The following is a 14,899-nucleotide window of genomic DNA, read 5'->3' on the forward strand; positions in this document are numbered from 1 at the left end:
CATCCTTGAGGATCGCCCGGCGCTACGTCGACGTCCAGGGACGGCGCGTTCATCTGCGCGAGGCAGGGCAAGGCAAGCCTGTCGTCCTGCTGCACGATTCGCCGCGATCCTCACGCCTGCATCTGGGTATGATGCGGCTGCTGGCGCCACATTTCCGGGTCTTCGCGCTCGACACGCCGGGCTATGGCAATTCCGAACCGCTCGGCGTCGAGATCCCCACGATCGACGATTTCGCGGCGGCGCTGGGTGATGCGCTGGAGGTCCTTGGCCTTGCCGATGCGCCGATCTACGCGACCCATACCAGCGCCAAGATCGCGCTGGAATATGCGGCCTCTTCGGGGCGTCCGCCCGCATTGATCCTCGACGGACTGTCGTTTCCGGAAGCGCTGGCCCCGACTGCCTTCGTCGATGCCTACATGCGCCCCTTCACCATCGACGCGCAGGGCGCCTACATCGCCGCGGAGTGGACCCGCACGCGCGACATGCTGCGCTGGTTCCCGTGGTTCGCGACGACTGCCGCCAGCCGCATGGCAATGGAAACGCCTTCGCCCGAATGGATCGAACAGTACACCATCGACCTGTTCAGCGCCGGGCCGAACTACTCCGGCGCCTATGCCGCCGCGATGCGCTACGATTGCAGCCCGGCCCTCCGGGCGATCACGGTGCCGACCTTGGTGGCCGCCCGCCGGGACGACGTGCTCTACGGCTACCTCGACCGCATTCCGGTGGCGGAGAACCCGGCCCTCAGCATCGAACGCCTCGAAAGCGACCGGACGGCATGGGGCGAATGGCTGCTGGCCCGCCTTACCGATGCGTCGGCATCGGATGCGCCTGTCACCGCGCCTTCCTCCACCGGCTATGTCGAGCACGAAGGGGGCCAGATTCATGTCCGGCGCCGTGGACCGAAGGGTGGCCGTCCTGTGCTCATCCTTGAAGCATCCTCCACGCTGTCCGCGATGCAGTGGCAGGGCGCGCTTTGCGCCACCCACGATACCGTAGTCCCCGACCTGCCCGGTTTCGGCGAATCCGAGGCGCTGGATGATCCCTCGGCCGCCGGCTACCTCGCGACGCTGACGACGCTTGCCGCCCAACTCGGCGGCAAGGTGGACGTGCTGGCGGTCGGCCCCGCCTCCTACCTCGCGCTCGCCTTTGCCGAGGCGCGGCCGGACATGGTCGGGCAGCTGATCCTCGACGGTGCGCCCGAAAGGCCCGCCGATCCCGCAGCCCTTTGCCCGCCGCTGGCCTTCGACATGGCCGGAGGACACCTCCACCGCGCCTGGCACATGCTGCGCGACGGGCAAGTGCAGTGGCCCTGGCATTCGGGCACGATCGCAGCGCAGCGCGCGACCGAGCCCACCCTCGACGGCGAGGCGCTGCATCGCGCGTTGCTGGGCGTCATCAAGCAGCCCGCCCACTACGGCGACGCCATGAACGCCGCGCTGTCGATTGCCGACACCCCGCCCGTCACCCGATGCCCGATGCTGGTGTTCACGCGCGAGCACGACCCGTTCTACGCCGCCGCACCGTACCTCGGCCATGCGACGACCGACCGCCCCGATACCATCACCGAAGCCGCCGTAGTGGTCGCCCAGTTCCTCACCCCGGCGACCGCCGAAACGGAGAACGCGGCGTGACGCCAGGAGCGCCGCAGGACGTCTGGCCGGCACGGGGGTACGCCTGGTACGTGATCGCGCTGCTGACGCTGGCCTATGCGCTGGCGATCCTCGACCGCGTCTCCATCGCCCTTCTGATCGAGCCGCTGGAGCGCAGCCTCCACCTCAGCGACACGCAGTTCGGTCTGCTGCAGGGCATGGCCTTCAGCATGGTCTACAGCCTGCTCGGTCTGCCGCTGGGCATGCTCTGCGACCGTTCACGCCGCGTGCCGGTGCTGGTCGGGGGCCTCGCGGTGTGGAGCCTCGCGACGATCTGCTGCTCCTTCGCCTCCAACTTCGAGCAACTGTTCCTTGCCCGCATGATGGTCGGCGTAGGGGAGGCGGCGCTGGTGCCGGTCGCGACCTCGCTCATCGCCGACTACTTCGCGCCGACCGAGCGCCCGCGCGCTTACGGCGTGTTCGTGGTGGGCAGTTCGATCGGCACGGCGGCGGCGATGGCGCTCAGCGGGTTGTTCATCCGCTGGGCCGACGCAATCATCGCGGGGCTGCCTTCGCTGTTCGGGTCACACATGCCCTGGCAGATCGTCTTCATCCTTTGTGGACTGCCCGGTCTCGTCCTCGCCCTCATCATCCTGGCGAGCGTGCGCGAACCTTCGCGCAAGGGCCTCGATACGCAAGTCACCAGCATAAGCCTGCAGCCGATCCTGAGCCTGTTTGCGCAGCGCCCGGTAGCCTACGGCTGCTTCCTCATCGGTACGGTCATGAACCTTGTCTGCGTCTATGCCATCGTCGGATGGTTCCCCGCGCTGTTCATCCGCGCGCACGGCTGGGACGCGGCGCATACCGGCTATGCGCTGGGCGCGGTGGGCTTTCCGGTAAGCGCATTCGCCGCCGTGAACAGCGGCTGGGTGATCGCGTGGCTGCTGAAGCGCGGCCACCGCGACGCGCCGGTACTGGCGGCGATGGGCTGCGCGGCCTCGATGGTGCTGTTCGGCACCGCCGCCTGCCTCGTGCCGTCAGGCTGGATGGCGCTGGTGTTCTACGCGCTCAATGCGCTGTTCCTGAACTGGAACATCTCGGGCGTCTATTCGGGCATCTCCGCGATGACGCCCAACCGGCTGCGCGGGCAGGTCATGGCGATCCACACGATCTGCTCGGGCCTGATCGCGCTGACGGCGGGCAACTTCATCGTCGGGTTCCTGTCCGACACCGTCTTTACCGGCCCGGGCGGCATAGCCTGGGCGCTGGGCATCGTCTTCTTCGGATGCGGCACCGCCGCCGCGATCACGCTGGCCGTGGGACGCCCCGCCTTCCGCAAGGCCGTGATCGCGAATGAAAGGGAATAGAATGGCCTCCGCAAGCACGATCGACGACGCGCTGGAGCGTGACCTTTCCGCGATCCTCGGCCCCGAGGGACTGCTGACCGACGAGGCATCGATCGAGTTGCACTCCTCCGACCTGCTCAGACGCGCCGGGCGGTGCCGTCTGGTGATCCGGCCGGACAATCAGCATCAGCTCGTCGAAGCCGTGCGCCGCATCGCGCCGACCGGAATGCCGCTGATGCCGCGCGGCGGCGGCCTCACTTATGTCGGTGGCTACGTCGGGAGCGGGGCCGACTGGGTCGCGGTGGACCTGCGGCGCATGAACCGCATCCTTTCCATCGACGAGGAAGACATGGTCGTCACCGTCGAGCCGGGCGTGACATGGCTGCAACTTTACGAGGCGCTGCAGGAGAAGGGCCTGCGCCTGCCGTTCTTCGGTACGTTCTCCGGCCGGGGCGCGACAGTGGGCGGTGGGATCTCCAACGGCGCGCTGTTCCTCGGCACCGCGCGCTATGGCACTTCGGCGGACATCGTGCTCGGGCTGGAGGTCGTCACAGCGGACGGCGCGGTCGTCCACACCGGGCAGAAGGCAGTGGCGAACGCGCCCAAGCCCTTCCTGCGCAGTTTCGGCCCGGACACCACCGGGCTGTTCATCCACGACGCGGGCGCGCTGGGCATCAAGTGCAAGGCCAGCCTGCGCATGATCCGCAAGCCCGCGCACACCGACTTCCTCTCGTTCGGCTTCCCCGACCGTGACGCCGCCATCGCCGCGATCTGCGAGATCGGGCGCGCTGAACTGGCCGAGGACGCCTATGTCATGGACCCGGACAAGACGCGGCAAGCACTCGCCGCCCCGTCCGACCTGATCCGCGACGTAAAGACGCTGGGCAAGGTCGTGGCGCAGGAACAGGGCCTGCTGCGCGGCCTCAAAGCGGGCGCCAAGCTGGCGCTGGCAGGGCGCGACTTCATCGAGGACGGCTGCTTCTCGCTGCACCTCGTCCTTGCCGGTCGCAGCCGCGCGAACGTGGACGAGGATATGGGCGCCGCTCGCCAGATCGCGGCGAAGCTGGGCGGCAGGGAACTGCCCAACTCCATCCCCAAGGCCGGGCGGGCGGAGATGTTCTCGCCCCTCGACGCGGTGCTGGGGGCGACGGGAGACCGCTGGGTCGCGCTCAACGGCAAGGTGCCGCACAGCCAGGCCAAGGCTCTGGTGGACGATCTGGAGCAGTTGCTGGCAGATAATGCCGATGCGCTGCGCGAGAGCGGCGTGGTCGTCTCGCGCCTGATCACGATCATGGGCAACCATGCCTTCAGCTACGAGCCGGTATTCAACTGGCACGACGAATGGCTGCCGATGCACGAAGCGACGCTGAGCGCCAAGGCCCTGCGCGACCTGCCCCGCCCTCCTGCCAACGAGGCGGCGCGGGCGCTGGTCATGCGGCTGCGGCAGGAGATCGTCGCGGTGTTCGCGCGCCATGGTGCAGCTTCGAACCAGATCGGGCGAACGTACCCTTATGCCTCGGTCCTGCGGCCGGAAGCGCGCGCTTTGCTGGAAGGGGTGAAACGCACGCTCGACCCCGACATGCGCATGAATCCCGGTGCGCTGGAACTGGGCTGAGACGCTGATGGCCCGGCCGCACATCGAGTTCATCCAGACCCAGAACGTCGACTGGCGCGAGCGGTCGGACGGCGTTCTGGAGAAGCGGCTCAGCCACGATCCGCTGAGCACCGACGCCACGCTGATCGTGCGACTGCCGCCCGGTTTCGTGCCCGGGCCGCGCACGGCAGGGGAGCCCGGCTTCGAATACTTCGTGCTGGACGGCGCCGTGACGGTGGATGAACGGCCCTGCGCGCGACATGCCTACGGCTTCATCCCGCAAGGCAGCGGTCTCGGGGCCATGTCATCGGGGCATGGCGCGACGCTGCTGGTCTTCCGGCACGCGCTCGACGATCCGAATGCTCTCGCGGAATGTGCCGAGGCGATCGCCATCGATACGGCGCGGATGCCTTGGGATACCTCTACCTACGATCCGAAACTCGGGCACCTGCGGCTTGCCCGCAAGGTGCTGCGGCTGGGCCCGAACGACAGCGGGCGCACCTTCCTGCTCACCGGCCTGCCGCACGGCGTGCCCGATGAAACCCATCTCCCCACCGAGACGCACCACCACTGCGAGGAAGCCTTCATGCTGCAGGGCGAGATGTGGGCGCCCGAAGGCCGCATGCGGCAGGGGGCCTACTTCTTCCGTCCGCCGAATATCGTCCACGGACCGCATGTCTCGGAAACCGGGTTCCTGCAGATCATGCGCTCGCCGGGCTCGAACCAGGTGGCGAACCAGTGGTCGGACGATCTCAAGCCGCTGCCGATCGGCACGGCCTATTCGCCCGTGGTGCCGGAAGGGATGCCCTCCGAATGGCTGCGCCCGCTGGATGACGCTCCGGCGTATTGAGGCCGATGGGGCTTTGACAAGCTCAGCCTGAGACCTGACACTCCCCCGCGCCTCGTCATTGCGAGCATAGCGAAGCAATCCAAGGCAGTGCAAGACTGCCCTGGATTGCTTCGCTATGCTCGCAATGACGAAAAGGTGCGGACGCGGCGATCGTACTCCGACCGCCGCGCCAAGCCCAAAATCAGCTGCGCTCGAACTCGACCAGTTCGTACCACGTCTGCATGTAGCCGCCGACGCCGCCCTGCACGAAGATCGCGTCGTCGTCCGCCGTCACCCACACGTCGTAGTCGGGGTGGCCGCCGTTGGTCGTGGCCATGCCGCCGTCCGGATCGGTGAACTTGTAGTGGAAGCAGTCGAAGGTGCCTGCCTTCACCGTCACCGTCTCCTCGCCCACGTAAGCGAGGTGGATGTTGACCTCCGAGACCATCGGCGGCGTCGCGCCGCGGTGGTCGGGCGAGGGCAGGAACGTGCGGAACGAACGGGTGTGCGGCCCGCGCGAACGATCCATCTTCTTGGTGATATAGGCATCGCCCGCGATCGGGTGGGTGCCGAAGCCGTCGAATTCGCCTTCGATCTTCACCTTCTGCGACAGGCGGCCGATCGAGGGGCCGTAGCTCTCGCACTCGACATAGCCGTCGCGGATCATGAACAGGCCCGAGCCCATGAACTCGTCGCCGATGGTCAGGCGCACGAAGCAGTCCATCGGCATGTCGTTCTCGTCGAGCGAATACGTGATGTCGCGAAGCACGGTGGGTGCCGGCTCGTCGATCTCGCAGATCGCGCGCATGGAGCGCTTGCCATCGCTATGGACGGTGAACACGAAGTCCTCGCGCCCGCGCTCCTGCCCTTCGCGCCCGGGTTTGCGCGAGGTGTAGAGGATCTTGCCGGTGATTCTCCGGTGCTGCTGCATAGTCTCTCTCCTTGAAGGGGGCCTTAGACGGGCGTTGCGATGCCGAGGAAGCTGGCGGTCAGGACCAGCACCCAGATGGTGATGACGCTGATCCGCGCGCGGCCGTTGACTTGCGCGATTACGCGGTCGCTTTCGGGCGTCGGGCCGTGGTCACGCATCTGCACGATGGCGCCGAACAGCGGCACCAGCTGGCGACGCACCAGCAGCCCGAGCGCGACGCAGGTGCCGAGCACGAGGCACTTGAGCGCGATGAACAGCGGCAGTTCGATCTCCTTGGAAAGCGCCAGCATCGCCGTGGCCCAGAGCGCGAAGACGACGACGTAACGGATCGCAAGATCGATCTTCTTGTAGGTCGCACCGGCCGGGCCGTGCTTGAGATGGACGATCCACGCCAGCGCCAGCCAGGCGAGGCCCACGACCCAGGCCGCGATCACCCATGCGTCGGCGATCTCCACCCAGCCGCGCTGCCAGACCAGCGTGAAGCCGGTGGGGAAGGCCATGATCAGCGCGGTGCGCGGCGCCATGTCGATGTTGTTGAGGATTTTGAGCGCCATCATCCGCTCGGCCACGGAGCGCTTGGGATCGACCATGAAAGTCGAACCGTAGAAGGCGCCAAGGTCACCCCCGAGCCAGTAGACCGGAATGAGGACGTGCAGCAGGACAAGAAGCGATGCGCCGATCATGGTGTTGTTCTCTCTCTTATTGGGCGGATGCGAAGAAGGCCTGCATCGCGCTGAGGCGACCGGAGGCGAAGGCGGGATCGTCGAAGCGCGCCAGTTCGACGTAGCTGCCGGTCGGCACCACGGCGGACAAGTCGCGGGTCTGGTCGATCAGCGGGTCGTTCTCACCCGCCAGCAACAGCGCCGGGCGCGTCAGCAGGGGCAGGCGGTCGAAGCCGTTCCAGCGGAACGCGGCGCGGTAGTTGAAGTGGTAGGTATCGTGCGCCTTCATCACCTCGGTCGCCCAGGCGTGTAGGTCGGCGGGCGCACCCATGCCGTTGTCGCGGCGACCGGCGCGGGTGCGGTTGTACCACGGAAAGAACATGTACTGGTCGCGGCAGAACTGGAACAGGTTGACCAGATAGGCGCCGTTGATGTCCGGCTCGAACGGGAAGGCGTAGTTGGCGAGGATGTCTTCCAGTTCCTCGGGCGTGAAAGTGCTGACGCCGTCGAGCACCACGCCGCGTACGCGGTCGGGCGCAAGTATCGCCAGCTCGGTCGCGATGCAGGCGCCGGTATGCGAACCGTAGAGGTCCACCCGCTCCAGCCCCATCGCGTCGAGGAAGCCGAGCATCGCCTCGGCCAGCCGGACCACGGTGGTTTCCTCGCGGGCCAGGGCGGGGCTGTCGCCATTGCCGGGCGTATCGGGTGCGATGACATGGCGCGTGACGCCGAGGTCCTCGATCAGCCGCACCAGCTGGCGTGAGCTGCCCGGCGAGGCGTGGAGCATGACCAGCGGCAGGTCTTCGCTTGCGCCAACCTCGTTACCGGCATGGCGGTAGTGGATCTGGCCGTGCGCAACATCGGCGAACCCGCGCTTCACGATCGTCATGGCATTCCCCTCAAGATTTGGGCGTCAGAGGACGCGGCCGCCTTCGATCACCTCCAACAGCGCGCCATCGGGCATACGCAGCAGGCCGACGTTCGCGCCGTTGTAGAGCGGCCCTTCGCGGACCTCGGGACGCACCGCCCAGTGGCCTTCGAGACGGGCGAAGTCTGGCACGTTTATGGTGCAGATCGACACGCCCGGCGGCAGCGCGCCTTCCACTTGCGGGCGCGCCGTCGCGGCCTGCGGATACTGGTCGAGTTCGAGGAACGTCTCGCCCTCGTACTTCGCGGTGACCAGCGCCACCTTCTCGCCTTCCGGCAGGTCGAAGGCGAGCGAGATCATCGAATAGTGGATCGAGACGGGATCGATCATGTCGAAGCCCAGCACGTCGCGTACCCAGTCGATCGAGGCCTGCAGGTCCGAGCAGGCAAGCACGAGGATGAACGGCCGATCGACCAGCGAGCGCGGCGTCGGCAACCCGTGTTCCGCTCCATTGACGCGGATTTCGGTGAGGTAGACCGTCTCGAGGTCCGGTCCGCGCACCTGCATCGGCTTGACCGTGGGGAAGCCGTCGAGCGGCTTGGGCGGGCCGATCACCTCGAAGTCGGGCGAGGCCAGCATGCGCTCGTTGACGGCCTCGACGTCGGTGACGCAGATCTCGATCGCGGCCCAGCCGTAAGTGCGGATCGGCGCATAGTCCGGCACCGCGTCGCCTTCGACGAAGCGCAGGAACACGTCCGAACCCGAAGCCGGGCGCATCAGCACGTAGGCTTTGCCCGCGCTGGCAGGCGCCTGCCACAGCGCGGCGAGGTCTTTGCTGACGACGCCCTGCTCGACCACCGCGTAGTCGAGCCAGCGTGCATAGCGCTCCGCCACTTCGGCGACGTTGCTGACGGTATGGGTGGCGCAGCGCAGGAGTGTCATGAGCCCTCGATCCTGATAGGCCCCGGAGGGCTCTTTTGCCGATATTGATATAGTATTATATCAATTAGCAAGCGGAAATCGTGGCTGGCCGTCAGTCGGCCAGATATATCCACGGGCGCACGGCGGCGTCGCGGGCGAAGAAGCCCTCGATCTCGGCGCGGTGGCGCAGGGTGAGTTCGATGGCGTCCGCGCCCTCGATCAGCATCGTGCGCGCCTCGTCCTCCATGGAGAACGGGAACACCGCAAGGCCCATGCGAACTTCGCATGACGGCATGTCGATCGTGACCGGGGTGCCGTCCGCGAAACCCGCAGCGATCGCCTCCACCGCATCGCGCGGGAGGACGATGGGGGCGATGCCGTTGCGGATGCAGTTGCCCTGGAAGATCGGGCTGAACGACGGCGCGATGACGACGCGGAAGCCGTACTCGGCCAGCGCCCATACCGCATGCTCGCGGCTGGAGCCGCAGCCGAAGTTGGAGCCGCCGAGCAGGATTTGCGCGCCCTTGCTCTCCGGCTGGTTGAGCACGAACGTCGGGTCGATCTCCCGCCCGCCGATGGCGGTGTAACGCCAGCCCGCAAAGAGTCCGTCGGCAAGGCCGTCCTTCGACACCGAGCGCATCTCGCGCGAGGGGATGATCGCGTCGGTGTCGATGTTGTCGCGCAGCAGCGGCACCGCCCTGGATTCAAGCGTGACGAGCGGGGTCATGCCGCGATCTCCGAAACCAGAGCGATGCGCCCGGCGATGGCCGAAGCCGCCACCGTCTCGGGCGAGGCCAGATGGGTGCGCGTGTTCGGCCCCTGTCGGCTCTCGAAATTGCGGTTCGTGGAACTGATCACGCGCGCTTCCGGGGCAAAGCTCTCGCCGCCTGCGAAGAAGCACATCGAGCAGCCCGCCTCGCGCCATTCGAACCCGGCATCGAGGAAGACTTCGTGCAGTCCCTCGGCCTCGGCGGCAGCCTTGACCTGGGTGGAGCCCGGCACGCAGATCGCCTTGACGCCCTCGGCGACCTTGCGTCCCTTGAGGATCGCGGCGGCGCGGCGCAAGTCGGAGATGCGGCTGTTGGTACACGATCCGATGAACGCCGCGTCGATCGGCAGGCCCGCGACGGGTTGGCCCGGCGTCACCGCCATGTACTCGACCGCGCGCTGCTGGTCTGCCTTGCTCAAGGCATCGGCCGGAACCGGCGCGCCCAGCGGCGCGGCATGCTGCGGGCTGTTGCCCCATGTCACCATCGGGCGGATCTGCGCTGCATCGAAGCGATGCTCGGTCGCGAAGACCGCACCGTCGTCGCTGTAAAGCGCGCGCCATGCGGCGATCGCCTGCTCGCGAACCTCGCCCTTGGGCGCATAAGGGCGGCCTTCGAGCCAGTCGAACGTCTTGTCATCCGGCGCGATCACCGCGCCCGCGCAGGCCATCTCGGTCGCCATGTTGCACAGCGTCATGCGCGCTTCCATGTCCAGCGCACGCACCGCGCTCCCTGCGAACTCGATGATATGGCCTTTGGCCCCGTTCGAGCCGAGCGCGGCAATCAGGTGCAGCGCGAGATCCTTGGCGGTGACGCCCTCCCCCAGCACACCGTCGATGGTCACGCGCATGTCCGGCGGGCGGTTCATGCGCAGCGTCATCGTCGCCAGCACATGCTCCGCCTCCGACGAACCGATGCCCCATGCGAGGCCACCGAAGGCCCCTTGCGTGCAGGTATGGCTGTCCGGGCAGACAAGGATCGCGCCGGGCAGGATGATCCCTTGCTCGGGCGAGACGACATGGACGATGCCCTGCCGCGGGTCGTCGATGTCGAACAGGGTGATGCCGTGGCGCTTCGCGCTCTCGCGCGTCGAGACGATGAAGGCGGTGCCGGTCGGCATCAGCGTCTTGTCGGTGCGGCCGGGGAACGTATCGACGATGTGGTCCATCGTTGCGAACACGCGCGAGGGGTGCATGACCGTGCGGCCCGCTTCCTCCAGCGATTTCAGCGCCACACCGCCGGTCCGCTCGTGCAGCAGCAGGCGGTCGATGGCGATCACTTCCGCGCCGCTTTCCAGCGTAATGACGCGGTGCGCGCTCCAGATCTTCTCGGCGAGCGTGAGCGACCCTTCAGTCATTTCGCGCTGTCTGTCAGTGGGCTATCCGCCGGTTCGCGAAGCCCCTCGATCGCACCCGAGGCGAGCAGCGCTTCGATCTCGTCCGCGCCAAAGCCCCAGCCGCCGAGCACGTCCTCACTGTCTTCACCGGGCGAGCGCAGGTCATGGCGCACTCCGGGGAGCACACCGTCGATCTCGACCGGCAGCGCAGGCAGACGCACCGAGCGGCCATCGGTCAGCGTCAGGTCCACCAGCGCGCCGTTGGCGTTGAGGTGCGCGTCTTCCAGCAGATCCTGCGGGCGGGCGATCGGCGCGAAGGCGACGCCGCTTTCCTCCAGCTTCGCCAGCAGGGCCTCGCGCGTGAAGCCCTTCGCCAGTTCGCGCACGCGCGGCAGCAGGGCTTCGCGGGCGAGCACACGGGCATTGTTCTCCGCCAGCGCCGGGTCTGCGGCAAGGTCGTCCAGCCCGAACGTCTTCGTGAAAGCCTGCCACTGGCCGTCGCTGACGACGCCGATGAAGACCTGCTCCTCGGGCCGCGCCGTCTCGAACACGTCGTAGATCGCCCAGGCCGAGATACGCTCCGGCATCGGGCGCGCGGCGTTGCCGGTGACGGCAAGCTGCGCGATGTGCTGGCCGACGAGGAACGCGGTGGTCTCGTAAAGCGAGGAGCGCACGACCGCGCCCTTGCCGGTACGGTGGCGCTGCTCCAGCGCGGCGAGGATGCCGATCACACCGAACATGCCGCCGGTCACGTCGATCACCGAGGCGCCCGCGCGCAAGGGACGGCCGCTGGGGCCGGTCATGTAGGCGAGGCCGCCCATCATCTGCGCCACTTCGTCAAGCGCGGCGCGGTTCTCGTAAGGGCCGGTCAGGAAGCCCTTGGCGGAGTAGTAGATGAGGCCGGGATTGCTTTGCGCAAAGTCGTCCGGACCGAGGCCCAGCTTGGCAAGCGCGCCGGGGCGGAAGTTCTCGATCAGCACGTCGGCCTGATCGACCAGCCGCTTTGCTGCCGCGACGCCCTCGGGCGACTTGAGGTCGATGGCGATGCTCTGCTTGTTCCGGTTGTACATCGGGAAGTAGCCCGCGCCCGAGCCGAGCAGCTTGCGGGTACGGTCGCCGCCGATGGGCTCGACCTTGACCACAACGGCACCCAGGTCGGCCATAACGACACCTGTGGAGGGTCCCATCACCATGTGGGAGAACTCAACCACCTTGATACCCGAGAGAGGAAGGCCGCCTTCCTGAATCATGTCGCGTTCCGTCTTGACTGTCATTTTGGTATATCTACAGTACAAATCAGCAATCGCAAGGTCCGCTGGGGGCGAGAGCGCGGCAGTGTTCGCGTCGCGAACAATCGGCCCGGCCCTCCTATGGCAGCGACCCGATCGGGCGCACCTCTCCCCCCGTGGGGCCATGTAGCCAGGTAATGGAGCACGAGAATGAGTGAGATCGTCGGCACGCGCATGATCCGCGAGGACAAGACCGCGCGCGAACTCTTCGAGCAGGTGATGGCCAACCCCGCCCGCACCAAGTTCGGCTTCGGCGAGAAGCTGGCGATCGTCAACGTCGACTTCCAGAACGCCTATACCCGGATCGACGAGTTCAAGACCGCCTACGAAACCGACCCGCGCCAGATCGAGTACACCAACACGATCTCCGTCCTCGCCCGCTCCAAGGGCATGCCGGTGATCTGGACCCACGTGGCCTATGCCGAGGATGCCAGCGACGCCGGCGTCTGGGGCACCCGCACCAACACGCCGGACTCGCTCCAGAACATCAAGTACGAGAGCCGCCGCCACGCCTTCGACGACCGCTGCGAAATCGATCCGGCGGACATGATCTACACCAAGCGCATGCCTTCGGCCTTTTTCGAGACGCCGCTGCAGAGCCTGCTGATCTGGCACAAGGTCGATACCGTGGTGATCACCGGCGGCTCCACCTCGGGCTGCATCCGCGCGACGGCGGTGGATTCCCTCAGCCGCGGCTACCGCACCATCGTCCCGATCGAGACTTGCGCGGACAAGCACGAGAGCTACCACTTCGCCAACCTGACCGACCTGCAGCTCAAGTACGCCGATGTCGAGCCAGTGCAGACCGTGATCGACTGGCTGGAGGCCCGCTGATGCGCGAGGGCGAATCCGAACGTACGGGCGATCCGGGCCTCTACGACTACGTCCCCTATCGCGGGCGCAAGCCCTTCGCCTGGCCGGGCGGCAAGAAGGTGGCGGTCTGGGTCTCTCCCAACCTCGAGTTCTACGAACTTGATCCGCCGGCCAACCCGCACCGCAAGTCGTGGGCCAAGCCGCACCCGGACGTCGTCGGCTATTCCCACCGCGACCACGCCAACCGCGTCAGCCACTGGCGCATGGCCGACGTGATGACCAAGCACGGCTTCCCGGGCTCGGTCTCGCTGTCGGTAGCGCTGTGCCAGCACCACCCGCGCGTGGTCGAGGACGCCAACCAGCGCGGCTGGGAGTTCTTCAGCCACGGTATCTACAACACTCGCTATTCCTACGGCATGGACGAGGCGCAGGAGCGCGCGATCATCGAGGACTCGATCCGCACCGTGCGCGACGCCACGGGGCAGACGATCAAGGGCTGGCTCGCCCCCGCCCTCACCCACACGCCGCGCACGCTGGACCTGATCGCCGAGTATGGCCTGACCTATACCTGCGATCTCTACCACGACGACCAGCCGATGCCGGTGAACACCGCGAGCGGTCAGCTGATCTCGATGCCCTACAGCCTCGAGGTCAACGATCACTACGGCTTCTTCGTCTACAACATGAGCCCGCGCGAATACGCCGACACGCTGATCCGCCAGTACGAGCGCCTTGCCGCCGAGCCTTCGGGCACGGTCATGTGCATTCCGCTGCACTCGTACCTGATCGGCCAGCCGCACCGCATCGGCCCCTTCGAGGAAGTGCTGCGCCACATCGCCGCAGACGACCGCGCGTGGATCACCCGCTCGGGCGACATTGCAGATCACTGGATTTCCAATGTGGGAGACGCCGCATGAGCCTCGACCCCGCCTACCTCGAATATCCACGCCGCCGCGAAGGTTACGACCACGACCTTTACACCTGGTCGCCGATGCGCGAGCGTCCGCCCGTGGCATGGCCCGCAGGCAAGACGCTGGCGGTGTGGCCCGTCGTCAGCCTCGAGTGGTTCCCGATTACGCCGAATGACAAGCCGTTCCGCGCGCCCGGGCACATGCAGACGGCCTACCCGGATTATCGCCACTACACCTCGCGCGAGTACGGTTCGCGCGTCGGCGTCTACCGCCTGCTCGATGCCTTTGCCAAGGCGGGCGTGAAGGCGTCCTTCGCCACCAACGCCGCGATTGCCGAGCGCTACCCCTCGCTGGTGGCGGACGTGGTTGCGGCCGGGCACGAGATCATCGCGCACTCGACCGACATGAACGGCACCATCGCCTCGGGCCTGCCTGAGGACGAGGAGCGCGCGCTGATCGCCAAGTCGCTCGATGCGCTGGAGAAGGCGACCGGCACCCGCCCGCGCGGCTGGCACTCGATTGCGCGTTCGCAGAGCTTCGCAACTCCGCGCCTGCTCGCCGAGGCGGGCGTCGCCTACTGCTGCGACTGGGTGAACGACGAACTGCCCTACGTCATGACGACCGAGGCGGGCGAACTGGTCAACATTCCGCTCAACCACGAGTTGTCGGATCGCCAGATCATCACGGTGCAGCAGCACTCGGCCGACAGCTACGTGGAGCAGATGCTCGATGCTGCCGACTGGCTGACGGCGGAAGCGGCGCGCGAAGGTGGCGGGCGCATGTTGCCACTGCAGGTGACGCCTTACATCATGGCCCTGCCCTATCGCATCGGTTCGCTGGAGACGTTGCTGGAAACGCTGGCGGCGCGTGCCGACGTGTGGTTCGCGACGGGTGGTGAGATTCTGGATAGCTGGAAGGCGTAAGCAAAATCCTCCCCGAGCTTGTCTCGGGGAGGGGGACCGCCGCCGCAGGCGGTGGTGGAGGGGGATAAGCAGGCCCCCCCNCNCGNCNCGCNCGCNCGCNCGCGCGCGCGTCGTCGT

At 67.0% G+C, this 14,899-nt stretch carries 14 protein-coding genes; 7 read left to right on the top strand and 7 right to left on the bottom strand.

Annotation, left to right across the window (positions count from 1 at the left end; translation table 11 throughout):
• The first annotated feature begins 5 nt into the window (after positions 1-5).
• From HWN72_RS31170 to HWN72_RS18805, 4 genes are read left to right on the top strand one after another with little or no spacing between them, the layout of a single operon-like run.
• Positions 6-1,634, top strand: a complete 1,629-nt coding sequence (locus HWN72_RS31170; protein ID WP_248006114.1) for an alpha/beta fold hydrolase — start codon at positions 6-8, stop codon at positions 1,632-1,634.
• Positions 1,631-2,959, top strand: coding sequence for an MFS transporter (locus HWN72_RS18795; RefSeq protein WP_289357214.1), 1,329 nt, complete (start codon positions 1,631-1,633; stop codon positions 2,957-2,959). The genes HWN72_RS31170 and HWN72_RS18795 overlap by 4 nt, the downstream gene beginning before the upstream one ends.
• 1 nt (position 2,960) lies before the next feature.
• On the top strand, positions 2,961-4,553 hold the full coding sequence (locus tag HWN72_RS18800) for an FAD-binding oxidoreductase (protein WP_248006115.1): 1,593 nt from the start codon (positions 2,961-2,963) through the stop codon (positions 4,551-4,553).
• Between the two features lie 7 nt (positions 4,554-4,560).
• Positions 4,561-5,382 carry a cupin domain-containing protein gene (locus HWN72_RS18805; protein ID WP_211150954.1) on the top strand — a complete coding sequence of 274 codons (822 nt, stop codon included), beginning with the start codon at positions 4,561-4,563 and terminating at the stop codon, positions 5,380-5,382.
• A gap of 181 nt (positions 5,383-5,563) precedes the next feature.
• Here the strand turns inward: HWN72_RS18805 and HWN72_RS18810 are convergent, their stop codons facing one another.
• From HWN72_RS18810 to HWN72_RS18840, 7 genes are all read right to left on the bottom strand, one after another.
• The gene (locus HWN72_RS18810; protein ID WP_211150955.1) at positions 5,564-6,292 is read right to left on the bottom strand and encodes a DUF3108 domain-containing protein; all 729 of its coding nucleotides are present in this window, start codon (positions 6,290-6,292) and stop codon (positions 5,564-5,566) included.
• A gap of 23 nt (positions 6,293-6,315) precedes the next feature.
• Positions 6,316-6,975, bottom strand: coding sequence for a hypothetical protein (locus tag HWN72_RS18815; RefSeq protein WP_211150956.1), 660 nt, complete (start codon positions 6,973-6,975; stop codon positions 6,316-6,318).
• 16 nt (positions 6,976-6,991) lie between these two features.
• A complete protein-coding gene (locus HWN72_RS18820) occupies positions 6,992-7,843 on the bottom strand; it encodes an alpha/beta fold hydrolase (protein WP_211150957.1) in 852 nt (283 codons plus the stop codon).
• A gap of 24 nt (positions 7,844-7,867) precedes the next feature.
• Complete coding sequence (locus HWN72_RS18825) at positions 7,868-8,764, bottom strand: VOC family protein (RefSeq protein WP_211150958.1); 897 nt, start codon at positions 8,762-8,764, stop codon at positions 7,868-7,870.
• 91 nt (positions 8,765-8,855) lie between these two features.
• Complete coding sequence (gene leuD, locus HWN72_RS18830; protein ID WP_211150959.1) at positions 8,856-9,470, bottom strand: 3-isopropylmalate dehydratase small subunit; 615 nt, start codon at positions 9,468-9,470, stop codon at positions 8,856-8,858.
• Entirely contained in the window at positions 9,467-10,867 is a 1,401-nt protein-coding gene (locus tag HWN72_RS18835; RefSeq protein ID WP_211150960.1) for a 3-isopropylmalate dehydratase large subunit, read from the bottom strand. The genes leuD and HWN72_RS18835 overlap by 4 nt, the downstream gene beginning before the upstream one ends.
• Positions 10,864-12,120, bottom strand: a complete 1,257-nt coding sequence (locus HWN72_RS18840; protein WP_248006116.1) for a CaiB/BaiF CoA-transferase family protein — start codon at positions 12,118-12,120, stop codon at positions 10,864-10,866. The genes HWN72_RS18835 and HWN72_RS18840 overlap by 4 nt, the downstream gene beginning before the upstream one ends.
• Before the next feature lie 165 nt (positions 12,121-12,285).
• Here HWN72_RS18840 and HWN72_RS18845 point away from each other — a divergent pair, with 165 nt between their 5' ends.
• The 3 genes from HWN72_RS18845 to HWN72_RS18855 are packed head-to-tail and all read left to right on the top strand — an operon-like array spanning position 12,286 to position 14,782.
• A complete protein-coding gene (locus tag HWN72_RS18845; RefSeq protein ID WP_211150961.1) occupies positions 12,286-12,969 on the top strand; it encodes an isochorismatase family protein in 684 nt (227 codons plus the stop codon).
• The gene (locus tag HWN72_RS18850) at positions 12,969-13,865 is read left to right on the top strand and encodes a polysaccharide deacetylase family protein (protein WP_211150962.1); all 897 of its coding nucleotides are present in this window, start codon (positions 12,969-12,971) and stop codon (positions 13,863-13,865) included. Before HWN72_RS18845 ends, HWN72_RS18850 begins: the two co-directional genes overlap by 1 nt.
• A complete protein-coding gene (locus tag HWN72_RS18855) occupies positions 13,862-14,782 on the top strand; it encodes a polysaccharide deacetylase family protein (RefSeq protein WP_211150963.1) in 921 nt (306 codons plus the stop codon). The genes HWN72_RS18850 and HWN72_RS18855 overlap by 4 nt, the downstream gene beginning before the upstream one ends.
• The last annotated feature ends 117 nt before the right edge of the window (positions 14,783-14,899 follow it).

This window comes from Novosphingobium sp. HR1a, from assembly GCF_015594425.1.
Taxonomy (GTDB): domain Bacteria; phylum Pseudomonadota; class Alphaproteobacteria; order Sphingomonadales; family Sphingomonadaceae; genus Novosphingobium; species Novosphingobium resinovorum_A.

Bases quoted from the DNA above. Each gene is read 5' to 3' on its own strand.
- HWN72_RS18800 (WP_248006115.1), top strand. From the start codon at position 2,961: ATGGCCTCCGCAAGCACGATCGACGACGCGCTGGAGCGTGACCTTTCC.
- HWN72_RS18805 (WP_211150954.1), top strand. From the start codon at position 4,561: ATGGCCCGGCCGCACATCGAGTTCATCCAGACCCAGAACGTCGACTGG.
- HWN72_RS18810 (WP_211150955.1), bottom strand. From the start codon at position 6,292: ATGCAGCAGCACCGGAGAATCACCGGCAAGATCCTCTACACCTCGCGC.
- HWN72_RS18815 (WP_211150956.1), bottom strand. From the start codon at position 6,975: ATGATCGGCGCATCGCTTCTTGTCCTGCTGCACGTCCTCATTCCGGTC.
- HWN72_RS18820 (WP_211150957.1), bottom strand. From the start codon at position 7,843: ATGACGATCGTGAAGCGCGGGTTCGCCGATGTTGCGCACGGCCAGATC.
- HWN72_RS18825 (WP_211150958.1), bottom strand. From the start codon at position 8,764: ATGACACTCCTGCGCTGCGCCACCCATACCGTCAGCAACGTCGCCGAA.
- leuD (WP_211150959.1), bottom strand. From the start codon at position 9,470: ATGACCCCGCTCGTCACGCTTGAATCCAGGGCGGTGCCGCTGCTGCGC.
- HWN72_RS18835 (WP_211150960.1), bottom strand. From the start codon at position 10,867: ATGACTGAAGGGTCGCTCACGCTCGCCGAGAAGATCTGGAGCGCGCAC.
- HWN72_RS18840 (WP_248006116.1), bottom strand. From the start codon at position 12,120: ATGACAGTCAAGACGGAACGCGACATGATTCAGGAAGGCGGCCTTCCT.
- HWN72_RS18845 (WP_211150961.1), top strand. From the start codon at position 12,286: ATGAGTGAGATCGTCGGCACGCGCATGATCCGCGAGGACAAGACCGCG.
- HWN72_RS18850 (WP_211150962.1), top strand. From the start codon at position 12,969: ATGCGCGAGGGCGAATCCGAACGTACGGGCGATCCGGGCCTCTACGAC.
- HWN72_RS18855 (WP_211150963.1), top strand. From the start codon at position 13,862: ATGAGCCTCGACCCCGCCTACCTCGAATATCCACGCCGCCGCGAAGGT.